Raw genomic sequence first — 22,523 nt, 5'->3', positions numbered from 1 at the left:
ATGGCTGAAAAATTAATATTTAAAGGTTCAGAAGCTAGAAAAAAAATGCTCGAAGGGATTCAGATTGCTGCTGATGTGGTGGCTTCAACACTAGGGCCTAGAGGAAGAAATGTAGTAATAGAGAAATCATTCGGTGCTCCACAAATTACAAAAGACGGTGTGACAGTTGCTAAATCTATCGATAAACTTGCTGATCCGGTACAAACCGCAGGCGTACAGGTTATTATCGAAGCTGCAAAAAAAGCTAATGATAATGCAGGTGATGGAACCACAACTACAACCGTGCTAGCAAGAGCGATAGCTGTTGAAGGTATTAAAGCAGTTGCCGCCGGAATGAACCCGATGGATATCAAACGCGGTATAGATAGCGCAACTGATAACGTGCTTGATCATATTAAGAAATTATCAAAAAGTATTCAATCTTCTGCGGAAGTTGCTCAAGTTGCAACTATTTCCGCCAATGGTGATGCAAATATTGGGGCAAAAATTGCTGAAGCTTTTGAAAAAGTTGGTAAAGATGGTGTAATTACCGTTGAAGAAGCAAATAAAAGCGATGAATTTGAAGTTGAAATCGTTGAAGGTATGAATTTTGACAGAGGGTATCTCTCTCAATACTTTATTACCAATGCTGAAAAGATGACTTGTGAACTTGAAAATCCGTATATCTTACTTGTTGAGAAGAAAATAGGGAATTTACAGCAACTTCTTCCTATCCTTGAGGCAGTAGTACAGGCAGGTAAACCTCTTCTTATGATCGCTGAAGATGTTGAAGGTGAAGCGCTTGCAACTCTTATTGTTAACAAGCTTCGTGGTGGTTTAAAAGTTGCTGCAGTTAAAGCTCCGGGCTTTGGTGATAGAAGAAAAGCTATGCTTGAAGATCTCGCAATCGTGACGGGCGGACATGTGATTAGTGAAGAGCTTGGGCATAAGCTTGAGAACACAACTCTTGATCCTTTAGGTACTGCCAAGAAAGTTATAATCACTAAAGAAGATACTACTATTGTAAACGGCGGCGGTGATAAGGAGCAAATATCTTCTCGTTGTGCACAGATTAAAGCTCAGATTGAAGAAACCTCTTCCGATTATGATAAAGAAAAACTTCAAGAGAGACTTGCTAAGCTTGCAGGTGGTGTTGCTATCCTTAAAGTCGGCGGGATTACCGAGATGGAAATTAAAGAGAAAAAAGATAGAGTAGAAGATGCTTATCATGCAACCAAGGCTGCTATTGCTGAAGGCGTGGTTCCTGGCGGCGGGTGCACTTTATTGTATGCTTCGAAAGTTCTTGAAAACCTAAAAGGTAAAAATGCTGATGAGCAATCTGGTATTAAGATTGTTCAAAGAGCTCTCTGCGCTCCGTTAAAGCAGATAGTTGAGAACTCCGGAGAAAATGGTGCATTAGTTTCCTCTAAGCTTCTTGAGCAAAATGATGTTAATAAAATCTTTGATGCACAAAATCATGAATATGTTGATGCATTTAAAGCCGGTATCATTGACCCGACTAAGATTGTTAGAACCGCACTACAAAGTGCGTCATCTGTTGCAGGCCTCATAATTACTACTGAAGCAGTGGTTGTTAATAAGCCTGATGATAGCAAAGATGCTGCATCAATGGGTGGCATGCCCGGTATGGGCGGAATGGGTGGTATGGGAGGCATGGGCGGTATGGATTTCTAAATCCTTACTCTCACCTTCATACAAACTACACTTAAAAACAAAGAACCTTGGGTTTCCTCAAGGTTCTTTTATATACTTATATACAATTGAATAAAAATATTTCTTAAAACAATAACTTTATAATATATAGAGTATATGGTTTTTGGTTAATTTATTAATATTGTATTTTTTATTTTTTCTGCTATTCCTTTAAAAGAAGCTTGTTTATATATCGTTAATATAAAGCTTAAAAAAATCAATTTATGCTTAAAAAAATCTATATTGATAATAATATTGTAACATTATTACTGTATAATATTTGTTATATTATAATTAGCAGTGCTTTTAAAAGATGATTTCAAGAGAAACAATAAAAAATTCAATATATAAAGTAATTAACGTTGCTTCGGTGCCTGTTACTTATAAAGTGGTGAAATATGGCGTAGTGGCAGCCGCATTACCATGTGTTGCTGCCTCTTTCCCAGCTGCAGGTGCTGCGCTTGCAGTTATTAATTCCTATAAATTTGCTACTTTTTTTGCAGATACTGCCGGTTCACTGTTCTTGGGATATTATTTTGGTAATAATATTAAAAGCACTACCCAAATCTCGCTTGAGACATTAGAACCATATGTTTTTGCAGGTGTTGAAAATATATATGATTTCGGTGAGAATGCAATAATACCGAGTGTTACGAGCTTATTAGGTTCTATAATGGATTACTCATCTTCTTTCTTAAGTCTCACTAAGGATACAATGTATAATCTTTCCAGTAGTGCTCTATCAATAACAAGTAAAATAGGTGAGTATAGTTTAAACTTTGCTATCGATTCAATGCTCCCTCTTGCTAAAGCTACTTTAAATATATTAATTGAATTCGGGTACGATATTGGAGAAGCTCTAATTTCTATTACTAAAGATATTATCTCTAAGAGTTTGCAAGAATTAGCTATAAAAGGAGAGTTGTTTCTTGATACTCTAATACATATTTCTGAAAATATTGTTAAGCCTTTTGCAAGCTGGTCAGCTGAAAAGATGGTTGAAGCAGGTATTTCAGCTAAAGATGCTGCTGCTTATACATTTGAAAACGTAATTAAGCCATTTGCAAGCTGGTCTGCTGAAAAGATGATTGAAGCAGGTATATTAGCTAAAGATGCTGCTGCTTATACATTTGAAAACGTAATTAAGCCTTTTGCAAGTTGGTCGGCTGAAAAGATGATTGAAGCAGGTATATTAGCTAAAGATGCTGCTGCTTATACATTTGAAAACGTAATTAAGCCTTTTGCAAGTTGGTCAGCTGAAAAGATGATTAAAGCAGGTATATCAGCTAAAGACGTTGCCGCTTATACATTTGAAAATATAGTTAAGCCATTTTCTATTTGGTCTGCTGAGAAGATGATTGATGCAGGTATCACTGTAGCTGAAGTTTCTGCTTACACATTTGAAAATATAGTTAAGCCATTTTCTATCTGGTCAGCTGAAAAGATGATTGATGCAGGTATTACTGTAGCTGAAGTTTCTGCTTACACATTTGAAAATATAGTTAAGCCATTTTCTATTTGGTCGGCTGAGAAGATGATTGAAGCAGGTATTTCAGCTAAAGACGCTGCTGCTTATACATTTGAAAATATGCAAACAAGTTTTAATGATTGGTGGAGTCAACCTTCAAGTATTGATATAGCTAAAATTTATAATGATGTTCATCAGGCATTTAATGATTGGTGGAGTCAACCTTCAAGTATTGATATAGCTAAAATTTATAATGATGCTCATCAGGCATTTAATGATTGGTGGAGCCAGCCTTCAAGTATTGATATAGCTAAAATTTATAATGATGCTCATCAGGCATTTAATGATTGGTGGAGCCAACCTTCAAGTATTGATATAATGAAACTTTATAATGATTTATCAGATGTATTAATATGTGGGGCAGAAAAATTTATATCAATTTCAAAACCGATAATTAAAAGCCCTATTTTTAAAGCTACATTTGTGACCTTAGCTAAATTGAACTTTGATAATTATGCTGCCGGTTCGTTTAAGATGTTTATGCCGGTTGTTGGTACTATATCTTCCGTAGTGTCTGAAAACATACAGAACATTATTGATGAAGATGATGGAAATAACTTAGAAGATATAAATGCAGATATTGATGATAATTTGCTAAAAACAGGTGTAGATAATGAGATTAATAATGGTACTAATTTAACAATAAAAGAAGAAAATGTTAATAACTCATTTTGGGATATACCTTTCAATGAGGAAGGCGTTTCAACATATACAAGCTATCTTTCTAACAATGCCCTTTCGAACATAATAAGTTCAGAATACTTTAAAGCAGCATTAATTCTATTTTCAGCTTATAGTATGCAGCAGAAGGAAGCTTATGAGGCATTTCCAACATCTGCTATAATCTTGGGTGCTATGTTTATGAGAAACGATAATGCAAATCAGCAGGAGATGCTAAACAAAGCAGCTGTAGTTAACTTCCCTTATTCTTCTGATGAGCAGTTTGAGTCCAATCTGCAACTGGATGAAATTAATAATCTTTATTATATGGATAGCACTCAAGACTTTAATTGAATTGCTAAAGCCATTGTAGGGCTTATTTATAGTAAAATAAGTTGAATATATAACGCGTTTATCTAAATGCAATAAGTTAAGTCCTGCGACTGAAAATCAGATAATAAGAATAGTAAGAAGCACGCGCCTAGCCGCCATTTATGGCGCGTGCTCGTATAAATGATTATGTCATTTATACGCAAACTTAGTTTAATTTTTTATAGTTTAACTATGCTCCGGGTATGTAAGATATTCAACTTAATATACTATATCAATTTAAATAAATTACTTTTAATTTGATAAAATATAAAAAAACGCGTCATCTTGTACATTATGATGACGCGTTATGTATGGAAACTATTATAATTCTACTGGGTATTACTTGAAAAGCCTTTTAACTTTTTAGCTCTACTTGGATGCCTTAGTTTTCTTAAAGCCTTAGCTTCAATTTGCCTAATCCTTTCCCGAGTTACTCTAAACTGTTTACCGACTTCCTCAAGGGTGTGGTCGGTATTCATCCCAATACCAAATCTCATTCTAAGCACTCTTTCTTCCCTAGGGGTAAGGCTAGAGAGCACCCGAGTAGTAACTTCCCTTAAATTGGTAAGTATCGCTGCATCAAGCGGTTGGATAGCATTTTTATCTTCAATAAAATCACCAAGCATACTGCCTTCATCATCACCCACAGGGTTTTCTAAGCTCATTGGCTCTTTAGCAATTTTAAGAACTTTTCTTACTTTCTCAACCGGCATTGCAAGTTTCGTTGCAATTTCCTCAGGAGTTGGTTCTCTTCCCATATCATGAACAATTTGTCTTGAAGTTCTGAGAATCTTGTTGATTGTTTCTATCATATGCACAGGGATACGAATAGTCCGTGCCTGGTCAGCTATAGATCTCGTAATTGCCTGCCTAATCCACCATGTTGCATAGGTAGAAAACTTATAACCTCTTCTGTATTCAAACTTATCTACCGCCTTCATAAGACCGATATTTCCTTCCTGAATAAGATCAAGGAACTGTAACCCGCGATTAGCATATTTCTTAGCAATTGAGATTACCAGCCTTAAGTTTGCCTCGATCATTTCCTTCTTAGCTTTGCTTGCAACGCGTTCCCCCCTTTGCACTTCGGAAACCAGCTGTTTAAAGGTAGAAATATCCAAGCCCACTTCTTTAGCTATTTCAATTACATTACCGCGTAAGTAATTAATTTGTTCTCTTTCTTTTTGAATAAAGTCTTTAAACCCTTTGTCTTTTAAGCCTTCCAATTTGTCCAGCAGCATTGGCTCAAGCTCATTTCCCGTATATTTAGTTAAGAAAGTATTACGGTTAATTTTGTTATTTTCAGCTAACCTTAAAATTTGAGATTCAATACCGATAAGTTTCTTATTTATGCTGTATAATTTGTCTAAAATTCTATCAATTTGAGCTTCATTGAAACGCATATCCTGCATTAAGGTACTAAGTTCCTGATTTAAAGTTTCATATTTTTTATTAAAATGTCGTGCTAAATGGTTTGTTTTCAAGTGCAGCAGCAAGCTTATCCTGTTGAATGTTTAAAATCTGCCCGGAAAGTTGTGCAGCTTTTCCGAAAACATCAATCATTTTTGGTCTAAGTTCTATTTCCATACTTAAAATGGATAAATTCTCTTCACTATCGTAATCATCCGAAGTTCCAGCTTTCTTCTCATCGCCTTCTTCTTCATCTAAATCTTCATCTTCCGATTCTTCAGTTTCTTCTTCGGCTTCATCCTCATCTTCGTCTTCTTCTTCTTCCTTAAAACCTGCGAAATCATCTTCAGCAAGCTTAGCTTCAGAAAATTCATCTTTACCGAATTCTTTAGAGTACATTGCATCAAGATCAATTATTTCACGTAATAAAATAGCCTCATTAGATAATGCATCATACCAATCAATAAATGCTCTTAAAGCTACAGGTGTTTGACAAAGATAAGTGATCATTTTATAACGACCATCTTCAATCTTTTTAGCTATCTCAACTTCACCTTCTCTGGATAACAGCTCAACATGTCCCATCTCTTTGAGATACATTCTAACCGGATCATCACTTCTTAAAGTTTCCTGCTCCTCTTCTTCTTCCGCAGGCTCTTCTTCGGATATCGGAAGGTCAAAAACCAGCTCTTCATCATCAGAAGATTTCTCTGATAGAGTAATCCCTGCGTCATCAAAAAAGGAAATGGTATCTTCAATTTTTTCAATATCGGTATCACTGATAACACTGTTAAGCTGATCAAATGTTACGCTTCCGGTCTCTTTGCCTTTTTTTATCAATTTTTCAAAGGAAGAATCCTCATTAGCTGCTTTATTTGCAGGTGATTTAGCAGTTTGGGTCTTCACCTCAACTGAATCCATATTATTAATTGAGGACTTTTCAGCCGAAGAAAGTTTTTTAGACTCCTTGAGTATCTTATTATCCTCTTTTGTTGCCGTTTTTTGGTTCTTAGAAGTAGCCTTGCTCATTTTGTTCTCGTTAATTTAAAATGTTAAGTTCTGTTTTTAGGATTTCCTCAATTTGTTTCAAATAGCTTAACTTGTTATAAGTTTCTTCATCTTGTCTTTCCATCAGTAATTGACTTGTGGTTTTTATTTGTTCTTGAATTATAATCAAATTGTTTAATTTGAAAATTCTTATTATTCCCTCTTTAGCTTCTTCACTACTTGCCTCGCTTTTCGCGAACGTGTCAAACATATTATCATTTAACTTAAAATTAAATTGCTCTTCCAAAGTTTGCCGCAAAGTTTTCCGACAAGGCTCGTTTTCGTAATTGATATAACCTTTTAAATTTAATATATATTCACGGATTTTGTCAAGAAAATTAGACCTTATTTCGATGTCATGTAGTTCATAATATATTTCATCATCAGAAATAATTTCAGGGTGGTTAATAACTGTTGCCAGAATAGTTAAAATATTGTTTTCCTGTTCGCTCAGTATTGATTGTATGTTGTGCTTTGAATTTAAAAATTCTTTATTAATATTGGGTTTTTTCTTATTTGAAAGTATCTCATATACTTTGTTTTTAAAGTATGAACTATATGATTTTTGCAGGTCTTTATCAATAATTTTTTTTAGCTAGTAATTCCAGGTTTTTCCTTAAAGTTGTAATATTTTCCGGGGTTTTTACAGTATGCATTTTTAAAAGTGACGTAAACAACAACTCTGATAAAGGGGTAGGGTGATTTATTATTGATTTAAAAAATTCTCTACCTTTATTAACAATTACTTCATCGGGATCTTTCCCCCCCGTGAGAGAGGCAAAATTTAATGTTTTATCCGCTTTTATAAAAGGGAGGATTTCGGAAGCAAGCCTGGAGGTTGCGGCTCTTCCTGCGTTATCCGCATCAAGACAGAGGGTAGGTATATCAACAATTTCCCATAAAGATTTTATATGATCTGCGGATATACTTGTGCCAAGAGGAGCTACGGAATTATAAATTTCATTATTTGCTAGGGCTATAACATCCATATACCCTTCAACTACTATTATTTGCTTGGTTTTAAGGGCTTCTTTTTTGGCAAAGTTTAAGCCGTATAAGGTTTCACTTTTTTTAAATATTAATGTTTCCGGAGAATTTAAATATTTAGGCTCTCCTTTTTCTATTAACCTTCCCCCGAAAGCAACGGTTTTACCGCTCTTATTAAAAATCGGGAAAATAACACGATTTTTTAATGGGTTATAAACCCCGTAATCGCCTTTTAATAATACTTTAGAAGCAGCTATCTGAGTTTCATTAAATTTTTGCTTTAATAAATCATGCAACTCACTATGGTTGTGGGGAGTAAATCCTAGCCTATATTCTGCAATAATATCATTTTTCAAGCCTCTTTTTTTAAGATAATTTAAAGCTTGTTTTCCTTCCGGGCTAAATAGTTTTTGTGTATAGTAATTCGCTGCCGCTTCATGAATTTCTATTAAAATATCTCTAATATCCTGCTGCTTTTTTTTGCACTTCGGTATGTTTCGGCAGCTCAATGCCTGCTTCTTGGGCTAATTTTTCCAAAGCTTCGGGGAATTTAAGATATTCGGTTTCCATCAAATACGAAAAAACATCACCATGAGCACCGCAACCGAAGCAGTGATAAAATCCTTTGTTATCACTCACGTTAAATGAAGGGCTTTTTTCCGGATGAAAAGGGCATAAACCAAGGTATTCTCCGCTCGTCTTACGTTTAAGCGCAACCTTTTTGGATACAACGGACGATAGATTTATCCTTGATTTTACTTGATCAATTGCGTAAGACAATCAGCAGCCTTTATTATTTTACTTCAGGATTATAGCAAAGAATTATTTTAATGATACCTTAGAGTATATTTCAACTAAATGTTTTATTAAGGCTATTTTTATTCATACTAAACTTGCTAACAAAAAAGTAACTAACTTTTATTTATAAGATCTTTGCCGAAATTTCAAGTGATTGCACAGGCTTTAAAAAGCTTACTTCTTTAAGGCGCTTATATCCTAAAATGGTGCAACAATATCCAATATTTGTCTGCCTAATCTTTCCTGCTGATATTCCGATAATTGCCCGCGCCCACCGTAAGATACTCTGGCTTCTGCGATTTGATCTAAGGTAACGGCATTTTCAGTGCTGATATCTTCAGGCCTTACTATACCTTCTATAGTTACTTCCCTTACCTCAAAATTAACCCTCACTTCTTGGGATCCCTTAATATATAAATTATTATTAGGAAGTATTTTTATTACTGTTGCGGCAACTGTTGTATTAATGGTTTCCTGCCTATCAACTTTGCCTTCGCCGGTGTTGTTGTCATTTGAGGTAACATTTAATAATTTAGAAGGATTTACCGCATCAGGTAAAATGTTTTTAACTTTGTTTTCAAAGCCGAATAAGCTTGGCATACCTGCACTTGTAGAGCCTGATCTGGTTTTTGTAGTCTTATTATCGAGTTTTGCTTTATCTTGAATAGTAATATTCACTTTTAAGATATCTCCAATTGCTCTTGCGCGCAAATCACGGAAAAAAGCCCTTGAGCCGGGTTTCCATAAAGAATTGGCAGCTTTTCCTTGCGCCGTGGGTTCTATTGATGATTGCTGTTCCGATTGAGCCGCCTTAGCTTTAAGGTATTGTTCCTGTTGAATATAGTCATTATAAGTATTAACCTTATTAAATTCAGGAGGACGCCCGACATTAGCAAGTCGGTTCGCCATAATATCACAGGCTGTTAAAGAAGATAAAGAAAGAAGTAAGATAATTTGCTTAATATTCATAATTTATATTTTTCCCCCAACCTCAACTACTTGAGCATTTTTTATCCTTCCGATAACTAACTTGCCGCTATCAATATTTTTTAACTTGATAATATCATCTAAGCCACCGGCCTCTAAGGCTACTCCCAGTGTTTCGATTATGAGAGCAGTTTTATTAAATTGCAAGGTAACCTTTTGTCCTTTATTAATTATAGTCGGTGACATAAGCTCGCTTGGTTTTATAGGCTTGTTCGGTTGCAAGGTTTTTTTAGCTGATTTGCCTATAATTTCTTTTACATCTTGGATTATAAGCCCTGAAAGCTTATCTTTCGGATATTTTGCTTCTCCGAACATATCCTCATTAAGTAATTCTCCTTTATTAACCTTGCGGGTGAGGGTAGGGATAATTATTGCTTCCGTGCTAATGCCTTCGAGTGAATATTCATGTCCCTCGGAAGTAACTAATAATTTAACCTTATTAGAGTTAATTTCATATTCAGTAGCCAACAGCTCGATATCTTTTGTGTTCTTGAGGTGACTACCTGCATTTAACCTAACTATAACATGATCAATAAATTTTTCACGTTCCAGTTCTTCCTCAACCATCTCTTTAATTTCAGTGATGGTATGAGCAAAAGCAAAGCAGTAGTGAAAAATAATAATGAAAAATAGGTGAGGGATATATTTCATATTATTTACGATTTAGAATCAATTGCTTCTTTTGCCATCTGCTCCGCCGTTTGCATAACTTTTGAGTTCATTTCATAGTTTCTTTGTGCCTTAATTAGGTTCATAATTTCGGTGATTGAATTTACGTTAGAACTTTCAACAAAATGTTGTTTGATACTTCCGAATCCATCATCAAGAGCAAAGCCTAAGATAGGAGCACCGGAAGCGGTAGTTTCTTTGTATATACTATCCCCTATTGCCTCTAATCCCGAAGGGTTTTGAAATATTGCCAAATCAAGTTGCCCTAAATCTTGAGGGTCAGGCTGGCCGGCTATAGTTGCCTGTACCCTTCCATCTCTGGTTATTGTTACATTGAGGGCATCCTGCGGAATAGTGATGCCCGGGGATATTTCATACCCTAAAGGGTTAACAATCACTCCATCAGGACTCCGCATTAACTCACCGGCTCTTGTATATCCGGTATTGCCGTCAGGTAAGTTGACCAGAAAAAACCCGTTGCCGTCAAGTGCAAGGTTGAGCGGAGTATTAGGTGTCGGGATTAATTCCCCTTGTGAAAAAACTTTGTATGTTGCTCCCACGGCCGTTCCTAGACCAAATTGTATACCTGTGGGGATTATGCTTCCATCAGCAGCGGATAAAGACCCCATCCTGGTTTCGGTTTGATATAATAAATCATTGAAAATGACATCCGACCTTTTATATCCTTTTGTTTCCGAGTTGGCGACGTTATGTGAAATATTATCAATCTTGCGCTCGTTTGCTACCATACCGGTCGCAGCTATATTTAATGCTCTTAACGACATAATAAGTTATCCTCCCCCTATTTTAGTCCCCTGTTTTATTCCCCTATTTTTGAATATACCTTGTAAGTACTACGTTGCATATTATATAAATCATTAATTAAGTTTGATGTAACGGTTGCATCTTTTTGCACCTCAGCTAATTTTACCATTTCTTCAATTGCATTAACGTTCGAACCTTCAAGCATACCTTGTATGATTCTTGCATCTTCCTTAGCTTCTGGAGCTGCCTCCGAAGTAAATAATCCTTCCCCTGTTTTTCGGATAAGACGTGGATTAGCAAACTCTACTACCCCGATTACTCCCCTTGCTTCTCCGTTCACGGTTATAGTTCCGTCCTGAAGTATAACGGGTGGTGGGTCACCTTCTTCAAATCCGATTTCCTGGTTGTCGGCAGTGAGTATCGGGCTTCCTTTATCGTTTACTAAAGTATTTTCCGCATTAATAAAAAAGTTGCCGTTTCTGGTATATTGAATACCGCCTTTAGTATTAACCACAAAAAAACCGCTTCCTACCAATGCGACATCTAATGGCCTTTGAGTCGGAACTAATCCTCCGTCTTTAAGATCAAGAGTAGTTGCAACGTCATTTGGAAAAGCTACTTTTTCTCTCGTATCTTGAGTTAAGTATTTATCAAAGACCATGTGCTCTTTTTTAAAGCCGGTGGTGTTTGAATTTGCCACATTATCAGCTGTAACATTTATTTTATTAAATGCTGCAACTTGTTTAGATAGCATAAAATAAGTCGAATTATCCATAGTATTTAATTTTTCTTATATACAAAAGAGTAAGCAAATTTCATACCAAATAATTAGTAACCTTAAATTTATGTTAAGATGCAAAGCTAGGTGTTGTCAAACAATGATTGTTGCTTGTTCTGTTCCGAGGGGTTTTTTATACTGTGGCTTTTGCCGGAAACGTTTAAAGCTAAAGCTTCTTGAGTGCCGTCATGCAGCTCTATTTTTATTACGCTGTTCAGCTTAATTTGGGTAATGCTTTTTATTACTTTTCCTTTATTATCCCTAATTAACGCAAAGCCGCGCTTTAAAATTTTCTGATAATGGAAACTGTCAAGCAGCATGCCGTGAATTTGTAATTTTGAATTAAGTCGTTGTAGTAAATTAGTCATCAGATTAGAAAGTTTAAACTCAATATTTTCTAACTTTCCTTCCAGTGAGATTATTTTGGAAAGAAAAAAACCTAAGGCGGTTGAGAGATTATTTAGCTTGAGTTCATTATGTTTAATTAAATTCGGCAGAGTTGAATCAAGTCTTCGTTTTAAAGTTTCCACGGTATATTTTAAATCTGAGAGTACGGGAACTGCAATTTCCGCTGCTGCAGTCGGGGTAGGAGATCTTTTGTCGGAAGCAAAATCTATAAGTGTGGTATCCGTTTCATGGCCTACCGCTGAAATAATCGGAATTTTAGAATCAGCTGTTGCTCTGATTACTATTTCTTCATTAAAAGCCCATAAATCTTCAATTGAACCGCCTCCTCTTGCAACAATTAAAATATCAGGTTTAGGTATAGAGGATGGGAGGTTATTAAAGCCATTTATAGCATCGGCAATCTGTTCGGCAGCTTCATTTCCTTGTACCAATACTCCCCAGAGTAGTATATGAATCGGAAAGCGGTCGGATATCCTATGTAAAATATCTCTGATTACCGCCCCGGTAGGAGAAGTAATAACCCCGATGGTTCTCGGCAAATAAGGAATCGGTTTTTTCCTGTCGGGATCAAATAAACCTTCAGCTTCCAATTTTTGCTTTCTTTTTTCAAGCATGGCAAGTAATGCGCCGATCCCTGCTACTTCAACTTTTTCAACAATTAACTGATAATAAGATCTCCCCGGAAAAGAGGAGATGGAACCGGTGCATATTACCTCAACTCCATCTTCAATTTGAAATGGGAGTTGATTCGCTACCTTCTTCCAACAAACTGCATTAAGTACGGCATTGTTATCTTTTAAACTAAAATATATATGACCTGAAGAGGCAACTTTAAGTCCTGAGATTTCACCCCTAATTCTAATATAAGAAAAGGTTTCTTCCAGTGTAACCTTTATTGCATGAGCAACTTCTGAAACGCTGTATTCAGGAAGATTAGAGTCAGACCCTTTCATCATCATGTTGTTCTATCTCCGCATAAATTGAATATTTACCGTCAAGTGAAGATAAGCTAGAATTATTTAAGGCACGGTTATATTTAAATTCAGAAGCATTGGCAGCCAACCTTAAGTCATTTAATACAGAGCTATCCAAGTCTGCTCCACTCCACTCAACAAGTTTAAGCGGCACACGAAGCGATAAGTTCCGCTCGGATTTAAATTTTCTAACCAGCTCCAGCACTTGTAATGCAGCAGCTCCCTGTGTGTATAATTCTTCTTTAAAATAATGGTTTTCAAGCCTCGGCCAACTGCCGCGTTTATGTAGAGTTTCACCACCGAAAATATGATGATTAATTTCTTCGGTAATATGAGGTAGAAGGGGTGCGAATAGTATCAAAATATGTTTTAAGCAATGGTATATTGTATACACTGCGCTCATCTGACCTTTAGGGTTTAGTTTGGCTTCGTCATAAGCTCGGGCTTTAACTAATTCGAGATAATTATCGCAAAAAGCATTCCAGAAGAAATCTTCTATTATCACTCGAGCATCCGAGTATTCAAACCTTTCAAATTCAGCGGTTGCGCATTCAATTGTTTTATGAAGTTCGGATAATATCCATAAATCGAGGGATTCAAAGATTTTTCCATTCTTAATGTCTTCCTGAGGGGAAGTCGGCTGATTACCATCAAGTTTAGCAAAATGAAAACCGGCAAATTTAGAAGCATTCCAAAGCTTATTAACTAACTTTCTGCCGATTTTAAACAATTCCTCCGAGTAAGCGGTATCCACACCGAGCTTGGAAGTAGATGCCCAATAACGCACCACGTCAGAGCCTTTTTCAATAATTAGTTCCTTAGGGGTAACTACGTTACCTTTAGATTTACTCATCTTGGTTTTATCACTTGCTAAGCACCAACCGCTGATCATTAAATTTTTCCATGGAATAGAATCTTCATGAAAGAGAGATTTTACGATCGTATAAAACCCCCAGGTTCTAATAATTTCATGAGCTTGGGGTCTTAAATCAAAGGGGTATAATTTTTGATGTCTTTCATAATCAACAGCTAACCCGCGACTTATTGCCGAAGTATTAAGCTGTGGGCTGATTGAACTTGTCGCCCAAGTATCCATAACATCATAATCAGGCTCAACTTCTTCCCTCGTATAGCCTTTCGGTAAATCGGTAAGCGGATCCACAGGTAGTTGATCAATATCGGCAAGTAATATTTTTCCTTCTTCTCCGCTACGTTTGGAATACCAAGCCGGAAACGGAACCCCGAAAAAACGTTGCCTTGAAATACACCAATCCTGGTTTAAGCCATTAATCCAATTTTCAAGCCTTATTCTCATATAATCCGGATACCAATTACATGCCCTGCCTTTTTCAATTAAAGCATCTTTATGAGATAAAAGGGTAACATACCATTGGTGGGTAGGAATAATTTCAAGCGGAGCACCTGATCTTTCCGCGCACTTAACAAATTGAGTAACTTCTTCCTGCTTTCTAAGTAGCCCAAGAGTCTTTAAATCTTCTATGATTTGTTTTTTAGCTTCTTCAAGTTTTAAACCGTCATATTTTTCGGCATTCACCATTCTTCCGTCGGAAGTAACACATTCCTTAACTGAAAGATTATGCTTTTTCCACCATTCAATATCTTGGATATCCCCAAAAGTACAGCACATTACGAGGCCGGTACCTTTCTCGGGATTTACGTCTTCATCGGCAATTATAGGCACTTCATGTTTAAATATAGCGGTAAGAGCTTTCTTACCCGCCAGGTGAGCATATCTTTTATCGGAAGGATGATAAAATACCGCAATACAAGCAGGAATAAGTTCAGGCCTGGTAGTTGCGATAACAATCTCCTCCCCGGTTGCTGTTGCAAAAGCTATATCATTCATATAACCTTTCCGTTCCTTATCCTCAATTTCAGCCTGGGCAATAGCAGTCTTATCTACCGGATCCCAAAATGTAGGAGAAAATTTCCGGTAAGCTAAATCTTTATTAAACAGATCAATGAAAGACATTTGGGAAATTTTGCGGGAATGCTTACTGATAGTTTGGTATTCCTGTGTCCAATCAACGCTTAAAGCTATTTCTTTAAATAGTGCTCTAAATTCCTGTTCGGATTCTTCAACTACTTCTTCACAAACTTTAATAAAGTCTGCACGAGGCATCTTTCCTGCCCGCACACCTTTAACTTTTTCCACCAACCTTTCAGTCGGCAGCCCGTTATCATCAAATCCCATAGGGTAAAACACGTTCATTCCCTTCATTCTTTGATAGCGAGCTATGAAATCAGTTTGAGTATAGCTAAATATATGCCCCATATGTAATAAGCCGGAAACCGTAGGAGGAGGGGTATCTATTGAGAATGTGTTTTCTCTTTCCTCTTCGGTATTATAAGCATAAACTTGGGTTGTATCCCAAGTTTTTTGCCATTTTTTTTCTACTTCCTGTGAATTATACTTTTCCGGTAATGAGGACATTTACTTTCCTTCGGTTATTTATTTTTTCTTTTCAATATCTGCTAATATTTTCATGCTAATAATTTTATCGGGATTAATGACTTTACCGTCGCTATTTTCTCCGCCTTTTTTAATTTTATCGACGAATTCCATGCCGCTTATCACTTTGCCGAAGGCAGTATATTGTTTATCCAGGTGAGAAGCGGTTGCAAGCACAATAAAAAACTGACTGTTTGCTGAGTTAGGACTCATACTTCTTGCCATGGAAACTATTCCTCTTACATGGTGAGTATCATTAAATTCCGCCTTTAAATCAGGTTTCGGGCTTCCTCCCATTCCGGTGCCGGTCGGGTCTCCGGTTTGTGCCATAAAATTTTTAATTACTCTGTGAAAGACCACGCCGTTATAAAAACCTTCTCTGGTTAACTCCTTAATTCTTTTTACGTGCTCGGGTGCTTTATTCGGAAACAGTTCGATTTCCACCGTGCCATCTTTTAATTCCATAACTATAATATTTTCCGGATCAAGTTTTCCTTCTGAAGTTGCTTCCGCTTGTATAGAGGAAAAAGTGAAGGCTATGCCGCAAAATGTTGAGATAAACTTTTTCATAAGGAACCTGAAATTATAGTTAATAATTTGCGATATTACTCTTCGAGCACAAAACTTCAACAGTTTTTACATGTAATTAGAAAATAATAGGTTTATATATAATAATCTTATTACATATAAACCCTTAGTTTAAATAATCGATAATATAACTTATTTTCCTAGTTAAGATATTGGTAAATATCCACATCTTCAGCTTTTAAAAAGCTATCGATTTTAACCATGCGTTTAGCTATCTTTTTATTCTTTATATCGCCGAACCAAATCTTCCATTTCTGCTCACCTACTAACTGTTTGTTAATTTGAGTAGAGTGAAGGGAGAATGCTTTGATATTACCGCTGTTGTCTTTGATTAGATAAGTTGCACCGCTTAAGTCGGGGGTAAGGTGTTTGATCGGCTTATCAATCAGGTTAGTATAACTTTTAGTTAAGCTCAGGAAGTTGTTATATCCCGGAATTTTAGAGGTGGAGATATCTTTAGAATAGGCAGCTATTAAAGTTGCTTTTAATTTAAGTAATTTAAGTAAAATTATATGGCGGTTACCAAGTGTTTTTATAACTTGTGAGTCACCTCGATTATGTTCAGGAATGAAGTCTTCTATGCTTGATAAATCTTTTACTCTAAGCGGAGTAGGCGGGGTAGGGGTGTGTATTATTCCAACTACTGATAAAGCAGCTCCGTTTTCTAATGATTCAGCTATACTCGATTCCATAATTTCCTGGAAGGTAACAGCTAATTGACGTAGCTCGGAATCTTTACCCTCAATGGCAACATATCCTCTGCTGTTAAGCTTTTTCCAAAGCCTTTCTACTTTCTTTTTTTCTTTATTGCTTAAAAAAGAATAAGTTTCTATCGACTTACTTATTTTACTTTCAAGGCTAGCTATCTCAGCATTACCTAAGTTTATTTGAAAGATTAAGCTAAAAAGTATTAAAATCGAGTATATAATTTTACTTATTTTTTGCATATTTTTTTACCACATATTCAGTTAATATTGTTTGGAATTCTTCTGCAATTTTTGTTCCCCTTAAGGTATGAGCTTTTTTTCCGTCAATGAATACCGGGGCTATAGGCTCTTCACCCGAGCCGGGAAGGCTTATACCGATATTGGCGTGTTTACTTTCTCCGGGGCCGTTTACAATGCAGCCCATCACTGCGACGTTCATATTTTCAACGCCGGGATAAACTTTCTTCCATTCTTTTATTTGATTACGAATAAAGTCCTGAATCTTACTGGCTAATTCTTGGAAAAACGTGCTGGTGGTTCTGCCGCAACCCGGGCAAGCGCTAACCATAGGTAAAAATGATCTAAGCCCCAGTGTCTGTAAAACCTCTTGGCATACTACCACTTCCTGAGTTCGAGACTCACCTACTCCTGGAGTTAAGGAAGCCCTGATTGTATCTCCAATACCTTGATAGAGCAATATTCCAAGAGCGCTTGCGGTAGCAACTATGCCTTTACTGCCCATACCTGCTTCAGTTAAGCCTAAATGTAAACAATAATTAGATCGCTTAGCTAGTTCTCCGTAAACTGCAATTAAGTCCTGGATTCGACTGACCTTAGTTGAAATGATTATTTTATTAGCGGGAAGACCTAACTCTTCAGCACGAAGTGCACTTTTTAATGTAGAAACTACCAATGCCTCGCGCATTATTTCGTCTGCGGATTTTGGTGAATCGGAAGTAGCGTTCTCATTCATTAATTTTGTAGCTAAATCCTGATCTAAGCTTCCCCAGTTAACTCCTATCCTAACCGGCTTATTATATTTTATAGCACATTCGACCATAACATCAAATTGCTTGTCGCGCTTTTCGCCGAACCCTACATTACCGGGGTTAATCCTATATTTATCAAGCGCAGCTGCGCATTCCGGTACATCAGTTAAAAGCTTATGGCCGTTATAATGGAAACAGCCGACCAAGGGCACGTTATAGCCTTGTTTTACTAAATTATTTTTAATTTTCGGGACTGCTTTCGCTGCAGATTCATTATTGACTGTGATACGGACTATCTCTGAGCCTGCTTCATATAGTTCAATAATTTGTTTTGTGGTGGATTCCGCATTGCTTGTATCAGTGTTGGTCATCGATTGCACGACTAGAGGGGCATTGCCGCCTATTGCCACTCCTCCGACTATAACCTGGTGTGTTTTATGACGATTTATAGGGGATAAAGCAACCATAGCACAATTTATATATTTTATTCTGAACTATAGCTATATTTTTAACAAATATAAAGAGAAAAATGAAAACTTAAAGTAAGTTTGGAAGTAGTTAAGCTTATAAAAATTACTGGGGATATAGCTTGAATAGGATAAAAATATCAGATAAAATTCTATTTTTTACGTTTGATTAATACCGGATAACACCTTAAGTATTATGCCTATATAGATCTAATATTGATAAGTGGTTTATTATGAATGAAAAAATTCAAGAGCTTGTGATAACTGAAAAATGGGATGATTTATATGATTATCTCGGCAGTGAAGAATTGCCTATTACTAATCTAAATGCAGTTTATAAGTATAGGTTTGATGCAATGCAATATATTGCGCCTTCTTCAGGATGTTCACCTCGATTTTCCTCGTCTTCTGCAACTTTACTTACCTTAGCAACACAAAGAGGGCAAGTTGAGCTTGTAAGATTTTTACTAGAAAAAGGGTGTGAGCTTAATCCTGAAGTCGGGGTGCATCCGTTAGAAGTGTTATTTGATAATCTATTTAGTATGAAGGATGTTTTCTATAAATACCAAGATTTATCAGAGACAAGACTCACATTAATAAAAATGCTCTTAACGCATGCTATTGAAAATAATATGGAGTTAGCGCTGAATAAAGTGCCTTTAGAAATAAAAACCCGGGCTTCACGTTGGAATCCGCTAAGAAACTTTGCTCTTATGGCTGCCCAAGGGAATGTAGATAAAATAAGCTATTTACAACTGATCTGCGCCGGAGAAAACTTAACAAGTGAAAAAGAGGATGATATATTCGAAATAATAAAGCTTTTGATAAAAGCTGAAGCAGAGGTAAATTATAGAGATTCCATGAAGTGTACAGTGATTGACCATATTCATGAACCAAAAATACTAGGTAAGTTATTAGAAATAGCAGATTTTGAATATGAGTTTATAGATACCCATATTAGAAGTTATAAGTCAGAATTAATAGATCTAAAATTATCCGGCAAGCTCGATGAATATGATAAAGAAAAAGGGAATTTATTAAAAGATTTGGTAAAAATATTATCAGATCATATATTTAATAAATTTGAGAAAAAGCCTGTAGTGCAAGCTTTTATGTACTACTTACCTAAAATGTTATCAGGAAGTTATAATGATAAAGACCTCCCTGAAATAACATTATCAAGCGATGTTGAAGAAGCATTTATTAAATATTTAGGTGAAAACGAATTATTTAATTTAAAACTAACCTGCAAAGCAATTAATGATAAAGCTTATGAATATAAGGATATAACTTATGTGGAGAGACTTAAGCGCGAGCGAGAAACAGAGCCTGCTTCTTGTATCATGATGTAAATGAGGTAAACTTGTCGGAAAATATTTTAATCAGCTATGTAAGGAATGTTTTGTTAGTAATTAACTCTTAGTACCGACTGCTTTTATAGAAACCCTATCTATTCTAAATTTATCCATTTTAGTAACTTTGTAAATATATCCGCCGGCTTCGAATGAATCGCCGATTTCAGGCATGCGGTTTAATTGCTTTAAAATGAAACTGGAAATCGTTCTATAATCTTCTTCCTTATCTCCGGGAAGAGAGGAAAGCTGGAGTAGCTCCATAATTTCTTCTATCGGGACATTTCCGTTTACATTTAGTGAGCCGTCTTTTTTCTTAATAATTGACGGGGTTTGGCCTCTGTCCTGGGTTACCAAATCTCCGACAAAAGTTTTCAAGATATCATTTAAGGTAACAATCCCTTCAATTTCTCCGTATTCATCTAAAACCATCGCCACTCTTGACTGATGTTCTTTAAATGATTCAAGTAATTTTGTCAGTGTGGCGACTTCAGGAATATAGAGAACATCAATAGATTTGGATTTTAAATTAAGTATACTATCGGTAATTTGGGTATTAAATAAATCTTTTACTGAAACTAAGCCGATAAAATTTTCAAGTTTACCGTCGATAACGGGAAAATAGTTAAACGGATGTTTAGATAGTTTTTCTAAATTAATCTCTTCCGGATCATTTAAATCCAAGCAAACCATTTTCTTCCTTGGAGTCATAATAGTGCCGACTTTTATATCGCTTAAGTGAATCAGGCGCTTTATCATGTCCATCTCGGTTTTATCCACTGTTCCTTCATTCTCAGCCTGAGTTACGAACATTTTTATTTCTTCATGGGTTATCTCAGAAGTTCTATCTTTTATTTTAAGTAATTTTAAAGCAAATTTTGTAGAACCGCTCAGCAAAAATATAAACGGATAAAACACTTTCATGAACAGCAACATAAGATAAGAGACATAAGTTGCCAGCTTTTCAGGATAAAGCATTGCTATTCTTTTGGGAATAATTTCTCCGAGCACTGTAAGATAAGTTATAACGACAACGACTAATAGGTTGGCTATTACACCTGCATAAGTGCTGATAATAGGATATTGTTTAAGCTTATCCGCCAGATCCCCGCTCAGTTCGCTTCCGCTATAAAAACCGATTATAATACTAAGTAAAGTAATTCCTATCTGTACGGTAGAAAGAAAAGCTTCCGGTTGATCTTTTAAACGCAGTGCTTTATTAGCTCCTAAACTTCCGTCGTCGGCATATTTTTTCAGTTTGGTTCTACGTGAGGTAATTATTGCAATTTCAGCGAGCACAAACAACGAATTTATACCGATGATAAGAATTATAATAAACCACTCTTTAAAATGACTAAGCATTTCTTAGACTTTCTAATGCAGTTAAATCATGAGAAAGCGCTGCTCGGTCATCAAAAATAAAACAACTGCCTATCCAGTTGTTATTTGCATTTTTTGTAATTTCCAAATATTTCAATATCCCACCCTCTAAATGATATACTTTTTCAAATCCGTTTTGCTTCATATATGCAGTGGATTTTTCACATCTTACTCCACCTGTGCAAAACATTAATATTGTTTTCTCTTTATCTTCTTCAGTCAAGTTTTCTTTCACCCACATAGGCAATTCAGTGAAAGCTTTGGTTTTGGGATCGGTTGCATTTTTAAAAGTGCCAAGTGCAACTTCATAATTATTGCGGGTATCAATAACTATTACATCATCCTTCTCTAAAAACTTATCCCATTCCTCAGGGCTTAAATATTCCCCCCTATTATCAATATTAACATCTGCTTTAAAGGTAACAATCTCAGGTTTGATTTTTACCTTCATTTTTTTAAACGGTATGAAGTTACTGATGCTTTCTTTAAAGTTTAAGTCGGAAAAACAGTTATAGCTTTTTATAAATGAATAAAAGGCAATTATAGAGTCTTTGTTTCCGGTTAAGGTAGCATTTATACCTTCTTTTGCGATAAGAATGGTTCCTTTAATTTTTACTTCATTGCAAAACTTTAGGAGTTGTAACTTAAGTTCAGTTAGATCCTTAAGCTCAACGAATTTGTAAAATGTTGTTACAATAAAATTCTCTGAATTACTCATCGGTTTTATATATAAATAATAATTTGGTAATAATTTATTCTTCGGTTTCATGGAAGCGCTTGATTGCTTCATTTATTATTTTTTTTGCAATATCCACATCTTCCCAACCGGTTACTTTTACCCACTTACCCTTTTCTAAGCTTTTATAATTCTCAAAAAAAATGAGAAATCTTTTGAATGATGATTTCAGGTAAGTCTTTATACGAGTTGATATCAGCATAAGCAAGATCGACTTTCGGAGATGGGACGGCTAATATCTTTTCATCTTTGCCTTTTTCATCTTCTGTTATTAATACACCGATCGGTTTTGCATTAATAATTGAACCGGGAACTACGGGATAGCTGGAAATCACCAACACATCGGCAGGATCACCATCACCGGAAAGGGTATTAGGAATAAACCCGTAATTACATGGGTAAAACATACTGGTAGGCATAAATCTATCTACAAATATAGCACCGACTTCTTTATCATATTCATATTTAACAGGATCAGAGTTCATCGGAACTTCGATAACAACATGAATATCATCAGGTGGGTGATTACCTACTTTTATTTTTTCTAAATTCATATCTTTTCTATTGAATAGTTTTCCGTATAAAAAGCTTTTTATCATAATAATTAAAAATAGTAAATTACATAAAAAACTATTAAAGATGTATTTATTAAGGTGTACATTTTTAAATATGTTAGTTCCTCTTCTTAAAGAATCAAAAAATTCATTTGTTGCAATATAATTAGCTGAAATACAATTTTTATTCGTAGATCCCGCT

17 protein-coding genes and 2 pseudogenes are annotated in these 22,523 nt (G+C 35.7%); 3 read left to right on the top strand and 16 right to left on the bottom strand.

Annotation, left to right across the window (positions count from 1 at the left end; genetic code table 11):
* Together groL and I862_RS04945 are read left to right on the top strand one after the other, a co-directional pair.
* The gene (gene groL / locus I862_RS04950) at positions 1-1,674 is read left to right on the top strand and encodes a chaperonin GroEL (protein ID WP_038539560.1); all 1,674 of its coding nucleotides are present in this window, start codon (positions 1-3) and stop codon (positions 1,672-1,674) included.
* 331 nt (positions 1,675-2,005) lie between these two features.
* Positions 2,006-4,234 carry a hypothetical protein gene (locus I862_RS04945; protein WP_038539557.1) on the top strand — a complete coding sequence of 743 codons (2,229 nt, stop codon included), beginning with the start codon at positions 2,006-2,008 and terminating at the stop codon, positions 4,232-4,234.
* Positions 4,235-4,581: 347 nt separating this feature from the next.
* Here I862_RS04945 and rpoD read toward each other — a convergent pair.
* The 13 genes and pseudogenes from rpoD to ispG all read right to left on the bottom strand — a co-directional run bounded on the left by rpoD (position 4,582) and on the right by ispG (position 18,299).
* Positions 4,582-6,637, bottom strand: a pseudogene (rpoD, locus tag I862_RS08855) (RNA polymerase sigma factor RpoD).
* Positions 6,638-6,701: 64 nt separating this feature from the next.
* Positions 6,702-6,920: a hypothetical protein gene (locus I862_RS07890; RefSeq protein WP_148299493.1), complete on the bottom strand. Its 219-nt coding sequence runs from the start codon at positions 6,918-6,920 to the stop codon at positions 6,702-6,704.
* A gap of 367 nt (positions 6,921-7,287) precedes the next feature.
* The gene (locus I862_RS04935) at positions 7,288-8,205 is read right to left on the bottom strand and encodes a DNA primase (protein WP_052646473.1); all 918 of its coding nucleotides are present in this window, start codon (positions 8,203-8,205) and stop codon (positions 7,288-7,290) included.
* The gene (locus tag I862_RS07885; protein ID WP_052646471.1) at positions 8,156-8,476 is read right to left on the bottom strand and encodes a CHC2 zinc finger domain-containing protein; all 321 of its coding nucleotides are present in this window, start codon (positions 8,474-8,476) and stop codon (positions 8,156-8,158) included. The genes I862_RS04935 and I862_RS07885 overlap by 50 nt, the downstream gene beginning before the upstream one ends.
* Before the next feature lie 216 nt (positions 8,477-8,692).
* Complete coding sequence (gene flgH / locus I862_RS04930; RefSeq protein ID WP_038539555.1) at positions 8,693-9,463, bottom strand: flagellar basal body L-ring protein FlgH; 771 nt, start codon at positions 9,461-9,463, stop codon at positions 8,693-8,695.
* 3 nt (positions 9,464-9,466) lie between these two features.
* Positions 9,467-10,132, bottom strand: a complete 666-nt coding sequence (gene flgA / locus I862_RS04925) for a flagellar basal body P-ring formation chaperone FlgA (protein WP_038539551.1) — start codon at positions 10,130-10,132, stop codon at positions 9,467-9,469.
* A 5-nt stretch (positions 10,133-10,137) separates the two neighbouring features.
* Positions 10,138-10,935, bottom strand: coding sequence for a flagellar basal-body rod protein FlgG (flgG, locus tag I862_RS04920; protein WP_038539548.1), 798 nt, complete (start codon positions 10,933-10,935; stop codon positions 10,138-10,140).
* A gap of 35 nt (positions 10,936-10,970) precedes the next feature.
* Positions 10,971-11,690, bottom strand: coding sequence for a flagellar hook-basal body complex protein (locus tag I862_RS04915; protein WP_038539544.1), 720 nt, complete (start codon positions 11,688-11,690; stop codon positions 10,971-10,973).
* Positions 11,691-11,776: 86 nt separating this feature from the next.
* Positions 11,777-13,060, bottom strand: a complete 1,284-nt coding sequence (gene xseA / locus I862_RS04910; RefSeq protein ID WP_052646469.1) for an exodeoxyribonuclease VII large subunit — start codon at positions 13,058-13,060, stop codon at positions 11,777-11,779.
* The gene (locus I862_RS04905) at positions 13,041-15,530 is read right to left on the bottom strand and encodes a valine--tRNA ligase (RefSeq protein WP_075260592.1); all 2,490 of its coding nucleotides are present in this window, start codon (positions 15,528-15,530) and stop codon (positions 13,041-13,043) included. Before I862_RS04905 ends, xseA begins: the two co-directional genes overlap by 20 nt.
* Positions 15,531-15,548: 18 nt before the next feature.
* Positions 15,549-16,118, bottom strand: coding sequence for a peptidylprolyl isomerase (locus I862_RS04900; protein ID WP_038539540.1), 570 nt, complete (start codon positions 16,116-16,118; stop codon positions 15,549-15,551).
* A 158-nt stretch (positions 16,119-16,276) separates the two neighbouring features.
* Complete coding sequence (locus I862_RS04895; protein WP_038539537.1) at positions 16,277-17,083, bottom strand: hypothetical protein; 807 nt, start codon at positions 17,081-17,083, stop codon at positions 16,277-16,279.
* Positions 17,067-18,299, bottom strand: coding sequence for a flavodoxin-dependent (E)-4-hydroxy-3-methylbut-2-enyl-diphosphate synthase (gene ispG, locus I862_RS04890; RefSeq protein ID WP_038539533.1), 1,233 nt, complete (start codon positions 18,297-18,299; stop codon positions 17,067-17,069). Before ispG ends, I862_RS04895 begins: the two co-directional genes overlap by 17 nt.
* A 233-nt stretch (positions 18,300-18,532) precedes the next feature.
* Here ispG and I862_RS04885 point away from each other — a divergent pair, with 233 nt between their 5' ends.
* A complete protein-coding gene (locus I862_RS04885; RefSeq protein WP_038539530.1) occupies positions 18,533-19,651 on the top strand; it encodes an ankyrin repeat domain-containing protein in 1,119 nt (372 codons plus the stop codon).
* A 60-nt stretch (positions 19,652-19,711) separates the two neighbouring features.
* Here the strand turns inward: I862_RS04885 and I862_RS04880 are convergent, their stop codons facing one another.
* The 3 genes and pseudogenes from I862_RS04880 to ppa form a co-directional block, all read right to left on the bottom strand.
* On the bottom strand, positions 19,712-21,013 hold the full coding sequence (locus I862_RS04880; RefSeq protein ID WP_038539528.1) for a hemolysin family protein: 1,302 nt from the start codon (positions 21,011-21,013) through the stop codon (positions 19,712-19,714).
* On the bottom strand, positions 21,006-21,821 hold the full coding sequence (gene trhO / locus I862_RS04875) for an oxygen-dependent tRNA uridine(34) hydroxylase TrhO (RefSeq protein ID WP_084173793.1): 816 nt from the start codon (positions 21,819-21,821) through the stop codon (positions 21,006-21,008). Before trhO ends, I862_RS04880 begins: the two co-directional genes overlap by 8 nt.
* A pseudogene (gene ppa, locus I862_RS04870) lies at positions 21,784-22,321 on the bottom strand (inorganic diphosphatase). The gene trhO and the pseudogene ppa overlap by 38 nt, the downstream one beginning before the upstream one ends.
* Positions 22,322-22,523: the final 202 nt, after the last annotated feature.

The sequence above is a fragment of the endosymbiont of Acanthamoeba sp. UWC8 genome (assembly GCF_000730245.1).
Classification (GTDB): Bacteria; Pseudomonadota; Alphaproteobacteria; order Rickettsiales; family Midichloriaceae; genus Jidaibacter.
This window is presented reverse-complemented; position numbering and strand designations above follow the sequence as displayed.

What these genes read in the sequence shown, in the direction of transcription:
- I862_RS04915 (WP_038539544.1), bottom strand. Translation starts at nt 11,690, where the DNA reads ATGGATAATTCGACTTATTTTATGCTATCTAAACAAGTTGCAGCATTT.
- I862_RS04885 (WP_038539530.1), top strand. Translation starts at nt 18,533, where the DNA reads ATGAATGAAAAAATTCAAGAGCTTGTGATAACTGAAAAATGGGATGAT.
- ispG (WP_038539533.1), bottom strand. Translation starts at nt 18,299, where the DNA reads ATGGTTGCTTTATCCCCTATAAATCGTCATAAAACACACCAGGTTATA.
- flgG (WP_038539548.1), bottom strand. Translation starts at nt 10,935, where the DNA reads ATGTCGTTAAGAGCATTAAATATAGCTGCGACCGGTATGGTAGCAAAC.
- I862_RS04895 (WP_038539537.1), bottom strand. Translation starts at nt 17,083, where the DNA reads ATGCAAAAAATAAGTAAAATTATATACTCGATTTTAATACTTTTTAGC.
- I862_RS04905 (WP_075260592.1), bottom strand. Translation starts at nt 15,530, where the DNA reads ATGTCCTCATTACCGGAAAAGTATAATTCACAGGAAGTAGAAAAAAAA.
- I862_RS04945 (WP_038539557.1), top strand. Translation starts at nt 2,006, where the DNA reads ATGATTTCAAGAGAAACAATAAAAAATTCAATATATAAAGTAATTAAC.
- flgA (WP_038539551.1), bottom strand. Translation starts at nt 10,132, where the DNA reads ATGAAATATATCCCTCACCTATTTTTCATTATTATTTTTCACTACTGC.
- xseA (WP_052646469.1), bottom strand. Translation starts at nt 13,060, where the DNA reads ATGATGATGAAAGGGTCTGACTCTAATCTTCCTGAATACAGCGTTTCA.
- trhO (WP_084173793.1), bottom strand. Translation starts at nt 21,821, where the DNA reads ATGAAGCAATCAAGCGCTTCCATGAAACCGAAGAATAAATTATTACCA.
- I862_RS04900 (WP_038539540.1), bottom strand. Translation starts at nt 16,118, where the DNA reads ATGAAAAAGTTTATCTCAACATTTTGCGGCATAGCCTTCACTTTTTCC.
- groL (WP_038539560.1), top strand. Translation starts at nt 1, where the DNA reads ATGGCTGAAAAATTAATATTTAAAGGTTCAGAAGCTAGAAAAAAAATG.
- flgH (WP_038539555.1), bottom strand. Translation starts at nt 9,463, where the DNA reads ATGAATATTAAGCAAATTATCTTACTTCTTTCTTTATCTTCTTTAACA.
- I862_RS07890 (WP_148299493.1), bottom strand. Translation starts at nt 6,920, where the DNA reads ATGTTTGACACGTTCGCGAAAAGCGAGGCAAGTAGTGAAGAAGCTAAA.
- I862_RS04880 (WP_038539528.1), bottom strand. Translation starts at nt 21,013, where the DNA reads ATGCTTAGTCATTTTAAAGAGTGGTTTATTATAATTCTTATCATCGGT.